Genomic DNA, 18,008 nt, shown 5'->3' with positions numbered 1-18,008 from the left:
CTCCCTCGCGACGCGGCTCGGCCTGATGGCCGTGCCCGTCGCGTTCTTCGCGCTGTTCTTCGCGTACCCGGTCGCCGCGATCGTCGCCCGCGGGCTGAAGACCGAGGACGGCTGGCAGTTCGCGCGCTTCGGCGAGGTACTCGGCCGCGCCGACCTGCTGGACGTCCTCTGGTTCACCACCTGGCAGGCGTTCGCCTCCACCGCGCTGACCCTGCTGATCGCCCTCCCCGGCGCGTACGTCTTCGCCCGCCTCGAATTCCCCGGCAAACAGCTGCTGCGCGCCATCGTGACCGTGCCGTTCGTCCTGCCGACCGTCGTCGTCGGTACGGCCTTCCTCGCCCTGCTCGGACGCGGCGGACTGCTCGACGAACTGTGGGGCGTACGCCTCGACACCACCGTCTGGGCGATCCTGGCGGCCCACGTCTTCTTCAACTACGCCGTGGTCGTGCGGACCGTCGGCGGGCTCTGGTCGCAGCTCGACCCGCGCCAGGAGGAAGCCGCCCGGGTACTCGGGGCGGGGCGGTTCGCCGCCTGGCGGCGGGTGACGCTGCCCGCGCTCGCCCCCGCGGTGGCGGCCGCCGCCCTGATGGTCTTCCTGTTCACCTTCACCTCGTTCGGTGTCGTCCAGATCCTCGGCGGTCCCGCCTACTCCACGCTGGAAGTGGAGATCTACCGGCAGACCGCGCAACTGCTCGACCTGCCCACGGCGGCGGTGCTGACCCTCGTCCAATTCGTCGCCGTCGGAGCCATCCTGGCCGTGCACGCGCGCACGGTACGCCGGCGGGAAACCGCCCTGCGCCTCGTCGATCCGTCGCAGACCTCCCACCGCCCGCGCGGCGCCGGACAGTGGGCGCTCCTCGGCGGCCTCCTGCTGACCGTGCTGCTGCTGATCCTGCTGCCGCTCGGCGTCCTGGTGGAGCGGTCGTTCGACCAGCCGGGCGGCCACGGATTCGCCTACTACCGGGCCCTGGGCTCCGCGGAGGCGAGCGGCTCGGCCTTCCTGGTCGCCCCGCTGGAGGCGGTGGGGAACTCCCTCCAGTACGCCCTCGCCGCCACCGGCATCTCGGTCGTCGTCGGCGGACTCGCCGCCGCCGCGCTCACCCGCAGGGCGGGACGGCTGGTGAGGGGCTTCGACGCGCTCCTCATGCTGCCGCTCGGCGTCTCCGCGGTGACCGTCGGCTTCGGCTTCCTGATCACACTGGACGAACCGCCGCTCGACCTGCGCACCTCATGGATCCTGGTGCCGCTCGCCCAGGCACTGGTGGGCGTCCCCTTCGTCGTACGGACCATGCTTCCGGTCCTGCGGGCGGTGGACGCCCGGCTGCGGGAGGCCGCGGCGGTCCTCGGTGCCTCGCCGCTGCGGGCCTGGCGGGAGGTCGACCTCCCGCTGGTGCGCCGGGCGCTGCTGGTCGCCGCCGGCTTCGCCTTCGCCGTCTCGCTCGGCGAGTTCGGTGCCACCGTCTTCATCGCCCGTCCCGACCGCCCGACCCTGCCGGTCGCCGTCGCGCGGCTGCTGGGCCGCTCCGGGGATCTCAACTACGGCCAGGCGATGGCCCTCAGCACGATTCTGATGCTGGTGTGCGCCGTCTCCCTGCTGCTCCTCGAACGCATCCGTACCGACCGATCCGGGGAGTTCTGACCATGCTGGAGCTGGAGACGGCCACGGTCCGTTTCGGCGGACGAGCGGTGCTGGATGCGGTGGACCTCACGGTCGCCGACCATGAGATCGTCTGCGTGCTCGGTCCGAGCGGCAGCGGGAAGTCCACCTTGCTGCGCGTCGTCGCCGGGCTCCAGCCGCTCGACGGCGGCCGGGTGTTCCTCGGCGGCGCCGACCAGGCGGGCGTCCCGGTCCACCGGCGCGGCCTCGGGCTGATGTTCCAGGACCACCAGCTCTTCCCGCACCGGGACGTGGCCGCCAACGTCGCGTTCGGGCTGCGGATGCGCGGGGTGGACCGGAGCGCCCAGCGGGAGCGGGTCGCTGAACTCCTCGCTCTGGTGGGCCTCTCCGGGGCGGGCCCCCGGGCCGTCGCGGGACTGTCCGGCGGTGAGCAGCAGCGGGTGGCGCTCGCCCGCGCCCTCGCGCCCAGCCCCCGACTGCTGATGCTGGACGAACCGCTCGGCCAGCTCGACCGGGGGCTGCGCGAGCGGCTCGTCGTCGAACTCCGCTCGCTCTTCACGGACCTGGGCACGACGGTGCTCGCCGTCACCCACGACCAGGGAGAGGCCTTCGCGCTCGCCGACCGGGTCGTGGTGATGCGGGACGGCCGGATCGCCCAGGCCGGCACCCCGCTGGAGGTCTGGCAGCACCCCGCCTCCGCCTTCGTCGCCCGCTTCCTCGGGTTCGACAACGTGGTCGGGGCGACCGTGACCGGCACGGTCGCCCGTACCCCGTGGGGGGAGGTGCCGGTACCGGAGGGATCGCCGCAGGGCCGCTGCGACCTGTTGGTACGGCCCGCGGGCGTGCGGATCGGAGCCCCGCAGGACGGGCTGCGGTGCACGGCCGGAGTGCGTACGTTCCGGGGCGACCGGGTCGCCGTACGGCTGACCCCCGAGCGCGGTCCGGTCGTCGAGGCCGAGTGCGCGCTCGCCGACACCCCGGCCGAGGGCGCGGTCGTGGGAGTCACCTTCGACGCGGCGGGCACGGTGGTCCTGGCGGCCGAAGCGGAGTCCTGACCGACGCGGCCCCGCTCCGGGCTGCCGGCGTCCCGCGCGCCGGTTCTTGGACGAGCGGTAACCTCCCCGAAGGGGGGTGGCGATGGAGCCGGTGGTCGTCGAGTGCCTCACGTACCGGGCCGAGTGCCAGGACTGCGGTGCCGGGACGACGTGCTCGGGTGTTCAGGCACTGGTGAACGGCTCCCTGACCTGGGACACGGAGATCAGCTGTCCGTCCTGCGGGCTCCGGCTCGCCGTGTGCGGTGGCGACCTGCCCGCGGAGCTGCGGGACCGCCTGCTGGCCGAGCACGGCGCGGTGCGGCTGCGAGTGGATCAGGCGGCGAGCAGAGCCGTGGCCATGCGTGTGCTGAGGAACGTACTCGGCCTCCCGCTGGCCGACGTCAAGTCCGTGCTCCACGAGGTCGTCACGGGACGGTACGTGGGCACGATGCCCGAGATGGAGCGCCTGGCCCGCGGACTGCGGGCCGCCGGGGTCGACGCGGTGGCCGCCCGGACGTGAGCGGCGATCCGCCGCCCGGCGGGTGCGCCCCGGAGTCCTGATCGCCGCCGCGACAGCCCGGACCGGTCGGCGCAAGCTGGAGACGGGCCACGCCCGCCGGACTCCGGAGCGGGCCGGCCTCGGCGACGGCCCCGCCGGCGCCGGCAGTGGGCCGAGCCGGCCGATTCCGGGAAGGACAGTGACGCGGATCATGAGCCACCCAGCACGCGAGGGCATCGACATCACCCGCGTACTCGACGCCCCCAGGCAGCGTGTCTTCCGGGCATGGACCGATCCCGAGGACTTCGCTGCCTGGTACGGCGGCGACGCGGAGGTTCCGCTCGACCGGATGTCCATGGACGTACGCCCGGGGGGCAGCTGGAGCCTGGTGCTGGTGGTGCCCGGCACCGAGATGCCGTTCCACGGGACGTACCTCGAAGTCGCGGATCCGGAGCGGATCGTCTTCACGCTCCAGGACGCCACCGCGCCCGAGGACGCGGGGGAGACGGTGACCGCCACCTTCCACGAGCGGCCCGGCTCCACCACCGAGCTGGTCTTCCAGCAGCGCGGCGGCCATCTCACACCCGAGCAGTACGCCGCCGCCGAGGACGGCTGGGAGGCCTTCTTCGACGCTCTCGCTGCGCGTCTGGCCACGCATCCCTGAGCCCTGTTCCTCGCCGGGGCCCGGCGAGGAACAGGGCCCGGCGTCCTCAGCCCGACAGGGGAAGGGCAGCCAGCTGGGCGATGGCCCAGGTCAGCGGCGCGAACACCAGCAGCAGCGCCACTGCCCGCAGCGCGGTCGCGGACCGCAGGACGGACGAGTGGGCGCCCATCCGGTGCAGGGTCTGCGCGTTCCGCGCCCTGTCCTGCCTCGCCTCGATCGCCGAGGTCAGCAGGGACGCCGTCGTGCAGCCCAGCACCAGTACGGCCCCGAGCGCGGTGAGCGGCCCGTAGGGGCGCGACCCCGGTTGGTACAACGCCATCGCCGCGACGGCGCCCGAGACCACGGCGCACACGATGCCGAGCGGGCGGCCGATGCGGCGGGACTCGTCCATCAGGACCCGGCCCGCCAGCAGTCGCACGGCCCCCGGTCGTGCGGACTGGAGCAGCCGTCCGCAGAGGTGGGTGAGCCCGGGCCCGGCGAGAGCCAGGCCGGTCGCGGTGAGGACCCAGCCCGCCAGCACCCCGGCGGGGGTGGAGTCGAGCCGGCCGGGCAGCGGGAAGGGGCTGCCCCCCGATCCCCGGCTGGCGTACGCCTCCACCGCCAGCCCGGCGGCGGCGAGCGCCACACCCCAGGGCAGGCCGGCCGGAGCCGCTGCGGGGGAGACGGGTTCCTCCGCAGCGAACGGTTCGTCCGCCGCCGGGGCCGTGGGCCGGGACCGCAGGGCCAGCGCGCTCGCCACGGACGCCGATACGGGGACGAGCGCCAGCAGTACCAGCGCGGCGGCGAGCGGCAGCGGGGTACCGGCGCCCAGGAACGCCGCCGCGCCGCCGTCGAAGGGGAGCCCGGTCAGATCGCCGCGCAGATGCAGGAAGAAGAGCAGGGCCACCATCGAGCCGAGGGTGGTGGCGACCGCCGTGGAGACCGCGGCGAGCACCGACAGCCGGACCGGCCCGAGGCCGAGGGAGGAAAGCCCGGCGCGTGGCCGGGTGCTCGGGTCGGTACGGGCCACCGCGACGGCGAACTGCACGGTGGCCGCCAGAGGTACCGAGCACCACAGCAGGCGCAGGACCGAGCCCGCCGCCTGGGCCGGGTGTCCGGCGGCGTGGCCGAGCGTGCTCAGCAGGAGGAAGCCCACCCCGGCGGACGCGGAGGCGACCAGCAGCCGCCTGACCAGGACGAGGGGATGGGAGCCGCGGGCTAGACGGAGAGCGAGCACGCCGAGCGGCCTTCCGTATCGGCTCCGGCGGGCAGTTTGACGGTGGCGACCCGGCGGCCGTCCAGCATCGGGACCGTACGGTCGGCGAGCGCGGCGATCTCCGCGTCGTGGGTGGCGATCACCACGGTGATGTCGTGCGAACGCGCCGCCGCCGTGAGGGTCCGCAGCAGCTGGGCGCGGTCGGCGCCGTGCAGGGTCGCGGTCGGCTCGTCCGCGAAGATCACGGAAGGGGAGGCGGTGAGGGCGCGCGCCACGGAGATCCGCTGACGCTGGATCTGCAGCAGCGCGTGCGGTCGCTTCTTGGCGAGCGGCCCGATGTCCATGCGCTCCAGCCACTCCATGGCCGCCTTCTTGGCGGTGCGGTGGGAGGTACCGCGCAGCAGCAGCGGCAGCGCCGCGTTCTCCCACGCGCTCAGCTCGGGGACGAGCTGCGGATCGGAGGCGATCCAGCCGAACCGGTCGCGGCGCAGCTGCTCGCGCATGCGGGGGCCCATGGTGTGGACCGGCACACTGTTGAACCACACCTCGCCCTGCTGCGGCACCAGTTGACCGGAGAGGCAGTGCAGCAGAGTGGACTTGCCGCTGCCGCGCGGTCCGGTCACGGCGAGGATCTCGCCTTCGCGGACACCGAGCGAGACACCGCTGAGGCCCGGCGATCCATTGTGGGAGTGATGCAGGGAGCGCGCCCAGATCACGTCGTTGTCCGGCGGGGCCACCATGGCGTACACCTCGGTTCAGGTCAGTTTCCCGTTCCCTCGTACGGGGGAACGAAGACGCGGCCGATCGGTCACTGGGCACGGTAGGGAGTCGTGCCGAGGTGTGCGAACAGCACGCGGCCCGGATGAGTCCGTTCTCACTCGAACGGGCGCATTCGGGCCGAAGTCGCCATGGGGGGCGTTGCAGTGTGCACAGGCCGTGGAAGTGCGGCGCCTTCCGCGTGTGCCCGGCTGCAAGAACGCGCCCGTGGCCGGCGCCGCCCAGGGAATCTCACTCATCGCCGCGAGTGCTTGCGCGACGGGGTTCGCGGCCCGCGCGACGCTGCCTCGGCCGTCGCCGGACCAGCTCCCTGCCGGGAGCAGGTCGCGCGGGCCTCTCCGCACGGGGTGCCGGGGGTGTCGGGATGCCTGAGTGTCCGGGTATCCGGGGTGCCGGGGTGTCGCGAGCTTTTGACGGAGGAATCACTCGTACACATCCGCGTGAACGAAAGAATCCGGAGGTCTGGGTGGTCGTGGCAGGAAGAATGTTTCCACACCCGGATGGCCGCGTCGTAGGCTGGCCATCCGGGTGCAGTACCGGCCGACGAGAGACCGACGAGAAGGAGGGTGGCTGTGACCACCGAGGTGCGCCGTCTGCGCAACTACATCGACGGGGAGTTCCGGGACGCCGCGGACGGGCGGACCATCGACGTGGTCAACCCGGCCACTGAGGAGGTCTACGCGACCTCGCCGCTCTCCGGGCAGGCGGACGTCGATGCCGCCATGACGGCCGCCGCCGCGGCGTTCCCCGCGTGGCGCGACACCACGCCCGCCGAGCGGCAGAAGGCCCTGCTCAAGATCGCCGACGCGTTCGAGGAGCACGCGGAGGAGCTGATCGCGGCGGAGTCGGAGAACACCGGCAAGCCGCTGGCACTCACCCGCAGCGAGGAGATCCCCCCGATGGTGGATCAGATCCGCTTCTTCGCGGGTGCCGCCCGGATGCTGGAGGGGCGCTCCGCCGGTGAGTACATGGAGGGCCTCACCTCGATCGTCCGGCGCGAGCCGGTCGGTGTCTGCGCCCAGGTCGCGCCGTGGAACTACCCGATGATGATGGCGGTCTGGAAGTTCGCCCCGGCCCTGGCCGCCGGGAACACCGTCGTCCTGAAGCCCTCCGACACCACACCGGCCTCAACCGTCCTGATCGCCGGGATCATCGGCGAGATCCTCCCCGCAGGCGTCTTCAACGTCATCTGCGGCGACCGCGAGACCGGGCGCGCGATGGTGGAACACCCGACCCCCGCGATGGCCTCGATCACCGGTTCCGTCCGGGCCGGCACGCAGGTCGCCGCTTCGGCCGCCAAGGACGTCAAGCGCGTCCACCTGGAACTCGGTGGCAAGGCGCCTGTCGTGGTCTTCGAGGACGTGGACATCGACAAGGCGGTGGCCGGGATCTCCGAGGCGGGCTACTTCAACGCCGGCCAGGACTGCACGGCGGCGACCCGGGTGCTGGTCCACGAATCGGTGCACGACGCGTTCGTCGCGGCCCTGGCGGCAGTGGCCAAGGGCACGAAGACGGGCCTGCCGGACGACGAGGACGTGCTCTACGGCCCCCTCAACAACGCCGGCCAGCTCGCCCAGGTCAGCGGTTTCATCGACCGCCTCCCGGCGCACGCCACCGTCGAGGCGGGCGGCCACCGGGTCGGCGACAAGGGCTACTTCTGGGCACCGACCGTCGTCTCCGGCCTACGCCAGGACGACGAGATCATCCAGAACGAGGTCTTCGGCCCGGTCATCACCGTGCAGTCCTTCACCGACGAGGCCCAGGCCCTGGAGTTCGCCAACGGCGTCGAGTATGCCCTCGCCTCCTCGGTGTGGACCAAGGACCACGCCCGCGCGATGCGGATGTCCAAGAACCTCGACTTCGGCTGCGTCTGGATCAACACCCACATCCCGCTGGTCGCCGAGATGCCGCACGGCGGGTTCAAGAAGTCCGGCTACGGCAAGGACCTCTCGGGATACGGCTTCGAGGACTACACGCGGATCAAGCACGTCATGACCTCGCTCGAAGGCTGACCTTCGCGGCGCGGCCCGGCAGCCCTCCCGGGTCCGCGCTGCCCGGCTCCCCGACGGCCCCCGGTCACCCGGGGGCCGTTCGGCGTCTCCGGGGTACGGGACAGGCCGTCCGGGACCCTTTTGAACGCGTTCATAAAAGGCGTAGAGTGCGGGCCATGAGCGAGCGAGCCCTATTGCGGCGCATACGCGTGTGGTTGGTCGTCTTCATCGTCTGCCTGGTGCTGAGCGGGCTCACCGCCTTCCCGCTCGTGCACGAACTCCGCTGGACCGAGGAGCTGTTGTCCTCCTCCGCGTCACCGGTCCCCGAGCACCTGCCCGCTCTCATGGAGTGGATCACCCGGGTGCGCACCGGGCTCGACGACGCCGACGCGCGCCACCCCTTCGTGCTGTACGGGACCGACTGGCTGGCCTTCGCCCATCTCGTCATCGCCGTGGCGTTCTACGGGCCCTACCGTGATCCGGTCCGTAATGTCTGGGTCGTGGAATTCGGCATGATCGCCTGCGCCGGCATCCTGCCGCTCGCCCTGATCTGCGGGCCGCTGAGGGGTATTCCGTTCTGGTGGACGGTCATCGACATGTCGTTCGGTGTCTTCGGAGTGGTCCCGTTGCTCGTGGTGCGGCGGATGATCAAGAGGCTGGAGGCTGCGGGGAGTGCCGCCGACGGGCCGCCTGTCCGGCGGGCGCCCGTTCCGGCGGGGCACCACTGACGGCGGGGCGCCACTGACGGCGGGGCGCCCGCTCCGGCGCGGTGAGGAGCCGGCCCGTTCTCGCACGGCACCTCCAGCGAAAAGGCGGTGTGCGGCGGTCAGCCGCCCGTGCCCGAAGCGGAGTCGGCGAGCACGCGGCGCAATACGTCGATCCGGTTGCTGGTGATCGAGTCGACCCCGTGGGAGACCAGCCGCCGCATGGTGCGCCCGGTGTCGGCCGTCCAGGCGGAGACGAGCAGGCCGTCCCGGTGGACGCGGTCCGCCAGGTCCCGCGTCACCAGCCCGAACCGGTAGTTCAGCCAGCGCGGGCCGATCGCCGCGAGGAGTTCGGGGCGCGGCGGGGCGAGGGTCGTCCAGGTCAGGGCGATCTCGGCCGAGGGGTCGTTGGCACGGACCCGCAGCATCGCGTCGGGTCCGGCGCAGTAGTAGGCGCGCTCACCCGCCCCGCACTCGCGCACCGTGCTCACGATCGTCCGCACGGAGGCGTCGGTGGAGCCGGGCAGGTCCACCATCACCCGGTGCGGGCCGGCCGCGGCCAGCGCTTCGCGCAGGGTCGGTACCCCGCCGCCGGTCCGCTCCGCCAACTCGGCGTGGTCGAGGGCGTCCAGTCGCCGGCCGATCCCCCAGAGCCGTTCCGGAGTGGCGTCGTGGAGCAGTACGGGGACCCCGTCCCGGGTCACGCGGACGTCGATCTCGACCGCGTCCGCCCCCCGTTCGAGGGCGGACCGGATCGAGGACAGTGTGTTCTCGCGGACGCGGTAGGGATCTCCGCGGTGCCCCACGGCGGTGACGGTGCGTGTCATGGGGCCATTGTCGCCTTCGGGACGGCGTTGGGGTGTGTCCGGCGGACCTCGACCGGGTCCGCGTCGGCCGGTTCAGCGGCCGACCGCCGCCAGCCACTGTGCCGTGTACGTGTCGATTTCGGCGGCCAGCTTCCGCTTGCCGGCGGGGTCCATGAAGGAAGCCTCGACGGCGTTCTTCGCCAGCTCCGCGATCCCGCGCTCGTCGAGGTCCAGCAGGCGGGCCGCGACGGCGTACTCGTTGTTGAGGTCGGTGCCGAACATCGGCGGGTCGTCGCTGTTGACGGTGACCAGCACGCCGGCCGCGACCATCTCCTTGATCGGGTGGGCGTCCAGGTCCGTCACCGCGCGCGTCGCTATGTTGGACGTCGGGCAGACCTCCAGCGGGATGCGCCGCTCCGCGAGGTGCTGGAGCAGCGCCGGGTCCTGCACGGAGGTCGTGCCGTGCCCGATGCGCTCGGCACGCAGCGCCGTCAGCGCGTCCCACACCGTCTGCGGGCCCGTGGTCTCACCGGCGTGCGGCACCGAGTGCAGCCCCGCGGCGATGGCGCGGTCGAAGTACGGCTTGAACTGCGGGCGGTCGACGCCGATTTCGGGTCCGCCCAGGCCGAACGAGACCAGCCCCTCGGGCCGAAGGTCCAGGGCCAGCCGCGCGGTCTCCTCGGCGGACTCCAGCCCCGCCTCCCCGGGAATGTCGAAGCACCAGCGCAGCACCGTGCCGAACTCCGCCTCGGCCGCCTTGCGCGCGTCCTCGATCGCCTCCATGAAGCCCTGGTCGGGGATGCCGCGCTTGACGGAGCTGTACGGGGTCACGGTCAGCTCGGCGTACCGGATGTTCTGCCGGGCCATGTCACGGGCGACCTCGTACGTGAGCAGCCGGACGTCCTCGGGGGTGCGGATCAGGTCCACCACCGAGAGGTACACCTGGATGAAGTGGCCGAAGTCCGTGAAGGTGAAGTAGTCGGCCAGCGCCTCGGGGTCGCTGGGCACCTTGGAGTCGGGGTGACGGGCGGCCAGTTCGGCCACGATGCGGGGGGAGGCCGAGCCGACGTGGTGCACATGGAGTTCGGCCTTGGGCAGCCCCGCGATGAAGGGGTGGGGGTCGGTCATCAGAGGTCTCCGGTGGTTCTCGGTACGCCGACGCCGGCCGCCCAGGGCGGCCGGATTCTCCGGCGGGGCCCGCCGGTGGCACCGGTAATCGTAGGCGGCTCCTGACGACTCCGGCCGGGCCGTAGCATGACGTGGACACGAGGGGGAGTCACATGTCAGAGAACACCGAGCCGCCCGCGGACGCGGCGGCGCCCCGCGATCCCTGGGCGGCGCCGGACGGCAGGGTCGAGTTGGGCAAGCAGGGCGGAGACGTCCGTCCGCCCGCGGTGCACGACCAGCCGACCGTCATCGCCGGGCCGGGCTCCGAAAGCCTGCAGCAGGGTGCCTGGACGGCCCCGGCCGCGGGAGGCTTCGGCCCTCCGCCCGCACAGGGGGGCTTCGGGCCGGGGGTCTCGGCGATGCCGCCCCCGCCCGCGCAGGGCGGCTACGGGCCTGGGCCCTCGACGATGCCCCCGCCGCCGGTGTCCCCGAACGGGCCGGGGCAGCAGCCGGTGGGCCAGTACGGTTACCCGGCGCCGCCGCAGCCCTACCCCGCCTACACCGGCTACGACGCGTACGGCGGCCAGGGAGTCTGGGCGCCCGTGCCGGCGAACGGGATGGGCGTCACGGCCATGGTGCTGGGCATCCTCTCGATCTGCCTCTTCTTCATGTGGGGAATCCTGAGCATCATCCTGGGGGTGCTGGCCCTGATCTTCGGCATCCTGGGCCGCAAGCGCGCGCAGCGGGGTGAGGCCAACAACGGCGGCCAGGCGCTCGCCGGCATCATCACGGGCTCGATCGGCATCTTCGTCGGCGCGGTGGTCATCGGGTTCATCGTCTGGTCCATCGCCGTGCTCGAAAACGACATCGAGGAGGACGACGGTTGGTACGACGACCCGTACGCCACCTCTCTGGTGATCGACCGGGGCTGACACGGCAGGTCCGCCCGGGTCGGGAGGCCGCGGCCCGGGCGGAAACCGGACGGGGACTCAGGCGGGCCCGGGCGTCCCCGGGACCGGCGCCCCGTCGCGGAGCCGTTCCCGCGCCTCCATCAGCGCGAAGCCCAGCAGATTCAGCCCGCGCCACCGCCGAGGGTCCTCGGCCCGCTCGTCGTCCTTCGCCAGCCCGATGCCCCAGATCCGGTCCAGCGGGCTCGCCTCCACCAGGACACGGTCGCCGGTGGCGAGCAGATATGCGCGGAGCCCCGGGTCCTGGCCGAACTTGTGGACACTGCCCGCCACCACGAGCCCGAAGCGCTCCCGCGCCCAGACGTCCTCGTCGAAGTCCCGGACCAGGCGACCCGCGTTCTTCGCGGCAGCCGGTGTGCGGGCCTCCCGCGCGGCCAGCTCCGCCTCGGCGTCGCCGAAGAGCCTCGCCTTGCCGGCCATCATCCAGTGCTCGGCCGAGGGGTACGTCACTCCGGCGACGGTGAATTCCGACGGCCACCACTGGCTGAGGCATGACGGGCCCAACCGGCCGTCCGGAAGGGGACGATGACCCCAGAACAGGAGGTACTTGACGCGCTTGCCGCTCTCGGTCCGTGCCACGAGATCGTCCATCTGTTCCATGAGAAGCAAGTGTGACAGCCGCCTGTGACAGCCCACCTCCGGTGAGCAGGGCCGGGCTTCGGCGAGCGGTGGACGGCGTATTCGCGATCACCGCGAGTGAGTCGGACGCTACTGACAGTCCGAGGTGTGCGCGTATAGCATCGCGCAATGCATGGTGACGTGGGTGATCTGGTAGCGGCCCTGAAAGAGGGCGAGTTGAAGCCGTTGCGCGACTGGCTGACCACCAAGCAGGTGGAGTCCGGCGCGCTGTGCGAACTGCCGCAGTGGGACTCCTCGCGTTTCCCCGCTCTGCTGCCGTCGAGCCGCCGACTGGCCGACCGGAAGGGATTCGCCCATGCGGAGACCCTCGCCCAGCTGCCCAAGGCCGCCGCCGAGTCGGGCGGGGTGCCGTTGCTGCTGCTCTTCGTCCTCCTCTCGGTCGAGGAGGAGTGGGAGATCTCCTATCACTACCAGCCGATGTGGGACACCCTGAGCGGTGCGCAGGAGTGCCTGCACGCCCACGGCGCGATGGTGACGGGAGAGGACGCCCTGCTGACCAGGGCCGTCCTGGCGCTCATGGCGAGCCTCTCGGAGCAGATACGGGCGGAGAACGCCATGGCCTCCGGGCAGTGGGCCGGCCACGAGGCCGCCCTCGACGCCGCGGCGATGCACGCACGCGAGGCGATCGCGCTCGCCGGCCGCGCGGTCGACGCGCACCCGGACGTCAGTACCTACGTCATCGAACGCGCCGCGGAGTGGGTGGTCTACAACACCGCCGTTGCCGCCGCCGTTGTCTCGGTGCGGGACTTCCTCGCGACGGGCGCCTCGCTCGACGGGGTCATCGCGGAACTCGAAGCGGCCGAAGGCGGTGGCGAGATCACCGATACCGCCTACCTCAGCGAGCTGCGGGCCCACCGGTTCTCCATGATGGAGCTGAACCGTGTCCGGCACGACCCCTGGTTGAGGATCGACCGGGGGAGAATCGTCTACCTCTACCCCTTCGCCACCCTCGGGGTTTCGACCCGGGCCGTGCTGGACGGCATCGGCGCGAAAGCGGCGGACTGGAGCCTGGGAGGCGTGAAGCCCCTCTCGGTACAAGGTTCGCTGACGCTCGACGACGTCTGGGACGGTTCGGACGCGTTCGGGCGGCACTACCAGGGCGCTCTCCTCACGCTTCCCGACGTGGTGATACCCGGAGCCGACGGCGGCGAACCCGTGCGGCTGCAGGCCGAGATCCGCTTCTCGGAGCTGGGCAACCACTATGTGCGGTTCACGGTGGACATCGAGAACGCGATGCCGGGCGAGCTGTACACCATGATGCTGCGTGCCGCACCCGAGCACGGCCGCGTATCGGTCGACTTCCAGGACGCTCCGGTCCCTCCGGCGGCCACGGCCCCTCCGGCCGCTCCGGACGCCGAGGACAGAGGATGGCCGCGACTGGCGGATCTCGCGGTGCACCTGGCGGAGGACGTCGGCAGATGTCTGCGCGCCGACAGGGACCTGAAAAAGGCGGACGTCGTGGCCCGGCAGGGCATGTTCCAGCTCGTCGTCACCGTCGACGCGGCCTCGACGGCACCGGGCCCGGCGAACTCCGAGCCACGGCGCGAGGTGCGCTCCGCGACCGACCTGCTCGACGCGGTGGGGGCACAGGTGCTCACCAACCCGGTCACCTTCATCATCGGAGGGCTCGCGGAGTGGATCCGTTACGCGGCGGAGAACGCGCTCTCCTCGACGGCGACCGGTCTGATCGGGGAGCGGACCGTCCGCACCTCCAACACCACCGTCGTCATAGCGCCCGGCGTGGCCGAGTTCACCCAGGGGACCCGCGGGAGTGTGGCTGAGTTCGTCGCCACGCTGGACGCCCTCTTCGCCGGATGGTCGCTCGAGCTCGCCGGCCACTACCACGTGGTCGGAGGCATCGAGTCACAGGTGAACACCGTGGAACGCGGCGAGGACGCGGGCACCCCGGCGCCGGGCCCGCCCCCGCGGACCGCGAACACGGCGGACGCGGCGGAAAGCGAGGAGGACGCGCGCGCCCTGACGCTGAGCCAGCTCGCGAGAGCCCTGGACGCCGAGAAGCTGCGGCTCAACGACTTCGCGATCCGGGTCCGGTCCACGGTCGCGTTCATCCGTTCGCCGTCCCTGATGGCGGCACCTGTCGCGGCGGACAGCCTCCGGCTGCTGCTGGAGTGCTCCGGCTTCCAGGAGCGTGTCGACGAGCTCAACTCCATGATCGAGGAGGTGACGGACGAGCAACTCGGCCTGACCATAGAGAAGCTGGCCAGACAGCGCGAGGAGCGGCAGCGCGCCAAACTGGAGGTGCTCCTCGCGGTGATCGCCGCGGCGGGCGTCTCGGGAGTGATCCAGGTGCTGCAAGCCGGATTCTTCCAGGACGACACGGCCGCCCGATGGGCCGTCGGGGGTGTGGTCGGCATCGTCGCCCTCGCGCTCCTGCTGGGCCTCGTACTGTGGCCCCGAAACCGCAGGAACCAGTGACGGGCTCCTTCGCCCGCCCGGAGATCGGAGCAGGACCCTTGGCGACAGACCCTTCGCCGTCGGCGCGGCCGCGCGTCACGGACATCGGCGAGAGCAGTCCGCTGGTCGAAGTGATCTACGACGAGATCCTCCACGGTGCCTTCATCCCGGACGAGTTGATCTCCTGCGACCAACTGCGCGCCATACTGCGGGACGGCCTCGGCGTGCTGACCGCCGTGGTGGACGGTGAGGGAAGGCCGCTGGCGGCGGCGGTCGGCGAGTGGGACCCGGGAAGCAGGGTCTTGCTGCTCTCCTACGTCGCCGTACGCCGGGAGAGCCGGTCCGGCGGCCTCGGACGGCTGCTCATGGACGAGGTCGGCGGAGCCTGGCAGCGGCGGTTCCGGCCGGAGATGACACTTGCCGAGATCGAACACCCGGCGGCCCACTCCGGAGACGAGGAACGCGGTGACGCCGCGGCCCGGGTGCGCTTCTACGAGCGCCTCGGCGCCCGGGCCCTGGACCTGCCCTACTTCCAGCCCGCTCTGCGCCCCGGCGCCGAGCGGGTGCACGGGATGCTGCTCATCGCGTTGCCTCCCCTGCCGGGAGACGGCGGCGCGGACGGTCCGGTCGACTCCGCCCCGGTGCGCGCCTTCCTCACCGCGTACTTCGTCGAATCCGAGGGGGCCGTCGGCGCGGACCCGGCGTCGGCGCGGCTGTGGCAGGCGGTCGACCGGGCGGGCGGCATCGCCCTCCTGCCGCTGAGCGATCCGCCCGCGCTCCCGTTGTCGCACGCCTGACGGGCCGTCCGTAACGGGAAGGCCCTGTGAGTCACCTCACAGGACATTGGCGGCTCCGACTCGCGTCATGATTCCGGCCCTCTCCCCTCTCCACCGTGTGGACGCACCATCCGCGCACACGGAAGAGGGAGGCCGGCGTGGCTGACGCAAGGGCAGGGGCGGCAATCGGGTGGCTGGCATCGGTGGCACCCGATCCGGCGGTTTGCCGGCGGGAGTGGGAGCGCGATCCGCGGGGGATCGCGCTCCTGCCCACCGGCCGGCGCTGGGACGTGCTCGTCCTGGCCGCCAGGCTGGGTTACCCGACGCTCGACGTGCTCACCCGCCTGATCGACCGGCCGGGCCCGGTCCTGGCGGACTTCGGTGACGCCCGGATGGGCTTCTTCGTGCCGCCGGGCACCGCCGCGCGGTGGATCGGCACGGGGGTGCGGGGCCTGGGGGCCGGTACGTGGATCGTGGTTCCGCGCCCCGGGCGGGCCGTCGGGGGAGTGCGCTGGCTGGTGCCGCCCGACGGGTCGGGGACGCTCACCGACCCCGTCCTGCTGGAACTCGCGATGCACGAGGCGGCGGCCGTTCTGGCGGCCCGTGAACGGTACGCGGAAGGCGGTGACCTGGGCCGATGAGCCGGCTGGGCGCCCGGCGGGTGACGGTGGGGCGCGGTGCGCGGCGTGAGGTCCGGTGCCAGTGGTCTTGACAACTCGATTGGTCTGGACCATGTTGTGCGGCGCCGCCCCATTCCCCCCTTGTACGGAGGCAGTTGTGGAACGCACACGATGTCCTGCCCGATTCACCAGAGCTCTGGCCGCCTTCTCCGTGAGCCTGCTGGCGGCCGGCACCCTCGCCGCCGTCGCCCCGACGGCCGTCGCCGCCGACACCGACCTCGCGCGCAACGGCGGCTTCGAGTCGGGCCTGACCGGCTGGACCTGCTCGGCAGGGAGCGGAGCCACCGTCAGCACCCCCGTGCACGGCGGCAGCTCCGCGCTGAAGGCCACCCCGGCCGGCAGTGACTACGCCAACTGCGCCCAGACCGTCACGGTGAAGCCGGGCTCCACGTACACGCTCAGCGCCTGGGTCCAGGGCGACTACGTCTACCTCGGTGCGACCGGCACCGGCACCACCGACGTCTCCACCTGGACGCAGTCCTCCGGTGCGTGGAAGCAGCTCACCACCACCTTCACCACCGGCTCCGCCACCACGTCCGTCAACATCTGGACCCACGGCTGGTACGGAACCTCCGCGTACTACGTGGACGACCTCAGTCTGATCGGCCCCGGCGGCGCCCCGGTCACCGTGCCCGCCGCCCCCACCGGGCTGACGGCCGGCACCCCGACCGCCACCTCCGTACCGCTGTCCTGGACGGCCTCCTCCGGAGCCACCGGCTACCAGGTCTACCGGGGCGGCACGAAGGTCGCCACGGTCACCGGGACCTCCACCACGGTGACCGGCCTCACCGCCTCGACGGCGTACAGCTTCCAGGTCGCCGCCACCAACTCGGCCGGTGAGTCCGCGAAGTCGGCCGCCGTCGCCGCGACGACCGCGGCCACCGGCTCCACCGGCGGCGGGAACAACGCCGGGCTGCCCGACCACGCGCTCGTCGGGTACCTCCACTCCAGCTTCGCCAACGGCTCCGGCTACACCCGGATGGCCGACGTACCCGCGTCCTGGGACGTCATCAACCTCGCCTTCGGTGAGCCGACCTCCGTCACCTCGGGTGACATCCGCTTCTCGCTCTGCCCGGTCACCGAGTGCCCGAACGTCGAGTCGGAAGCCGAGTTCAAGGCGGCCATCGCCGCCAAGCAGGCGGCCGGCAAGAAGGTGCTGATCTCGATCGGCGGCCAGAACGGCCAGGTCCAGCTCGCCACCACCGCCGCCCGGGACGCCTTCGTCACCTCGGTGTCCAAGATCATCGACACCTACGGGCTGAACGGCCTGGACATCGACTTCGAGGGGCACTCCCTCTCGCTGAACACCGGTGACACGGACTTCCGCTCGCCCACCACGCCCGCCATCGTCAACCTGATCGCGGCGGTGAAGACCCTCAAGGCCAAGTACGGCTCCGGCTTCGTGCTCACCATGGCGCCTGAGACCTTCTTCGTCCAGCTCGGCTACCAGTACTACGGATCGGGCCCCTGGGGCGGCCAGGACCCGCGCGCCGGTGCCTATCTTCCGGTGATCCACGCCCTGCGCGACGACCTCACCCTGCTGCACGTCCAGGACTACAACTCGGGCTCCATCATGGGTCTGGACAACCAGTACCACTCGATGGGCGGCGCCGACTTCCACATCGCCATGACCGACATGATGCTCACCGGCTTCCCGGTGGCCGGCGACCAGACGAAGATCTTTCCGGCGCTCCGCCCCGACCAGATCGCCATCGGCCTCCCCGCCTCCACCCAGGCCGGCAACGGGTACACCACCCCCGCCGAGGTCACCAAGGCGCTGAACTGCCTGACGAAGAAGACCGACTGCGGGAGCTACCAGACGCACGGCACCTGGCCGGGACTGCGCGGCCTGATGACCTGGTCGATCAACTGGGACCGCTTCAACAACGGCGAGTTCGCCCGGAACTTCGACGCCTACTTCGGCTGATCCGGACCCCCGGCCGCGGATCCGTCCCCGGCCGGGACCTCACCGGTACCGGTGGTCCGCCCGGGTCCGTCCCCGGCCGCGATCCCACCGGTGCCGGTCCGCCCGGTCCACCGCCGGGCGCACCACAGCGGGACGAGCAGCAGACCGCTCAGCCACAGGCTGCCGAGCACGTCGAGCGGCCAGTGGTAGCCCCGCAGCATCAGACCGG

16 protein-coding genes and 1 pseudogene are annotated in these 18,008 nt (G+C 72.0%); 11 read left to right on the top strand and 6 right to left on the bottom strand.

The genetic code is table 11. From position 1 onward, the window contains the following. The first annotated feature begins 25 nt into the window (after positions 1-25). The 4 genes from ACFWEP_RS17925 to ACFWEP_RS17910 all read left to right on the top strand — a co-directional run bounded on the left by ACFWEP_RS17925 (position 26) and on the right by ACFWEP_RS17910 (position 3,815). The gene (locus ACFWEP_RS17925) at positions 26-1,639 is read left to right on the top strand and encodes an ABC transporter permease (protein ID WP_387371259.1); all 1,614 of its coding nucleotides are present in this window, start codon (positions 26-28) and stop codon (positions 1,637-1,639) included. Positions 1,640-1,641: 2 nt separating this feature from the next. Then, complete coding sequence (locus ACFWEP_RS17920; RefSeq protein ID WP_387371258.1) at positions 1,642-2,673, top strand: ABC transporter ATP-binding protein; 1,032 nt, start codon at positions 1,642-1,644, stop codon at positions 2,671-2,673. Between the two features lie 82 nt (positions 2,674-2,755). Next, positions 2,756-3,172 carry a hypothetical protein gene (locus ACFWEP_RS17915; RefSeq protein WP_387371257.1) on the top strand — a complete coding sequence of 139 codons (417 nt, stop codon included), beginning with the start codon at positions 2,756-2,758 and terminating at the stop codon, positions 3,170-3,172. Between the two features lie 190 nt (positions 3,173-3,362). Next, a complete protein-coding gene (locus ACFWEP_RS17910) occupies positions 3,363-3,815 on the top strand; it encodes an SRPBCC domain-containing protein (protein WP_387371256.1) in 453 nt (150 codons plus the stop codon). Between the two features lie 46 nt (positions 3,816-3,861). Here the strand turns inward: ACFWEP_RS17910 and ACFWEP_RS17905 are convergent, their stop codons facing one another. Then, positions 3,862-5,031 carry a hypothetical protein gene (locus ACFWEP_RS17905; protein ID WP_387371255.1) on the bottom strand — a complete coding sequence of 390 codons (1,170 nt, stop codon included), beginning with the start codon at positions 5,029-5,031 and terminating at the stop codon, positions 3,862-3,864. Continuing rightward, complete coding sequence (locus ACFWEP_RS17900) at positions 5,013-5,750, bottom strand: ABC transporter ATP-binding protein (protein ID WP_387371254.1); 738 nt, start codon at positions 5,748-5,750, stop codon at positions 5,013-5,015. Before ACFWEP_RS17900 ends, ACFWEP_RS17905 begins: the two co-directional genes overlap by 19 nt. 609 nt (positions 5,751-6,359) lie before the next feature. Between ACFWEP_RS17900 and ACFWEP_RS17895 the strand changes: the two genes are divergently transcribed. Both ACFWEP_RS17895 and ACFWEP_RS17890 read left to right on the top strand, forming a co-directional pair. Continuing rightward, positions 6,360-7,799: a gamma-aminobutyraldehyde dehydrogenase gene (locus ACFWEP_RS17895; protein ID WP_387371253.1), complete on the top strand. Its 1,440-nt coding sequence runs from the start codon at positions 6,360-6,362 to the stop codon at positions 7,797-7,799. Positions 7,800-7,954: 155 nt separating this feature from the next. Then, on the top strand, positions 7,955-8,506 hold the full coding sequence (locus ACFWEP_RS17890; RefSeq protein WP_387371252.1) for a hypothetical protein: 552 nt from the start codon (positions 7,955-7,957) through the stop codon (positions 8,504-8,506). A gap of 98 nt (positions 8,507-8,604) precedes the next feature. On the opposite strand, the gene ACFWEP_RS17885 is transcribed toward ACFWEP_RS17890, so the two are convergent. Continuing rightward, entirely contained in the window at positions 8,605-9,309 is a 705-nt protein-coding gene (locus ACFWEP_RS17885) for a glycerophosphodiester phosphodiesterase (RefSeq protein ID WP_387371251.1), read from the bottom strand. Between the two features lie 72 nt (positions 9,310-9,381). Continuing rightward, positions 9,382-10,416 (bottom strand): adenosine deaminase, encoded by a 1,035-nt coding sequence (locus tag ACFWEP_RS17880; RefSeq protein ID WP_387371250.1) that lies wholly within the window; start codon positions 10,414-10,416, stop codon positions 9,382-9,384. Positions 10,417-10,568: 152 nt separating this feature from the next. On the opposite strand from ACFWEP_RS17880, the gene ACFWEP_RS17875 reads away from it, so the two are divergent. Further along, positions 10,569-11,327: a DUF4190 domain-containing protein gene (locus tag ACFWEP_RS17875; protein ID WP_387371249.1), complete on the top strand. Its 759-nt coding sequence runs from the start codon at positions 10,569-10,571 to the stop codon at positions 11,325-11,327. 57 nt (positions 11,328-11,384) lie between these two features. Here the strand turns inward: ACFWEP_RS17875 and ACFWEP_RS17870 are convergent, their stop codons facing one another. Continuing rightward, a complete protein-coding gene (locus ACFWEP_RS17870; protein ID WP_387371248.1) occupies positions 11,385-11,963 on the bottom strand; it encodes an NADAR family protein in 579 nt (192 codons plus the stop codon). 147 nt (positions 11,964-12,110) lie between these two features. Here ACFWEP_RS17870 and ACFWEP_RS17865 point away from each other — a divergent pair, with 147 nt between their 5' ends. The 4 genes from ACFWEP_RS17865 (at position 12,111) to ACFWEP_RS17850 (ending at position 17,800) form a co-directional block, all read left to right on the top strand. Then, the gene (locus ACFWEP_RS17865; RefSeq protein WP_387371247.1) at positions 12,111-14,438 is read left to right on the top strand and encodes a hypothetical protein; all 2,328 of its coding nucleotides are present in this window, start codon (positions 12,111-12,113) and stop codon (positions 14,436-14,438) included. A gap of 38 nt (positions 14,439-14,476) precedes the next feature. Beyond that, positions 14,477-15,214 carry a GNAT family N-acetyltransferase gene (locus ACFWEP_RS17860; protein WP_387371246.1) on the top strand — a complete coding sequence of 246 codons (738 nt, stop codon included), beginning with the start codon at positions 14,477-14,479 and terminating at the stop codon, positions 15,212-15,214. Between the two features lie 137 nt (positions 15,215-15,351). Further along, a complete protein-coding gene (locus ACFWEP_RS17855; RefSeq protein WP_387371245.1) occupies positions 15,352-15,834 on the top strand; it encodes a hypothetical protein in 483 nt (160 codons plus the stop codon). 136 nt (positions 15,835-15,970) lie between these two features. After that, entirely contained in the window at positions 15,971-17,800 is a 1,830-nt protein-coding gene (locus ACFWEP_RS17850; RefSeq protein ID WP_387371244.1) for a chitinase, read from the top strand. Here ACFWEP_RS17850 and ACFWEP_RS17845 read toward each other — a convergent pair. Then, positions 17,788-18,008: pseudogene (locus ACFWEP_RS17845) on the bottom strand (hypothetical protein); the annotation flags it as partial. The gene ACFWEP_RS17850 and the pseudogene ACFWEP_RS17845 overlap by 13 nt on opposite strands.

The sequence above is a fragment of the Streptomyces sp. NPDC060198 genome (genome assembly GCF_042728415.1).
Taxonomy (GTDB): Bacteria; Actinomycetota; Actinomycetes; order Streptomycetales; family Streptomycetaceae; genus Streptomyces.
Note: the sequence above shows the minus strand (reverse complement) of the source record. Positions and strands in the feature narration are given on the sequence as shown.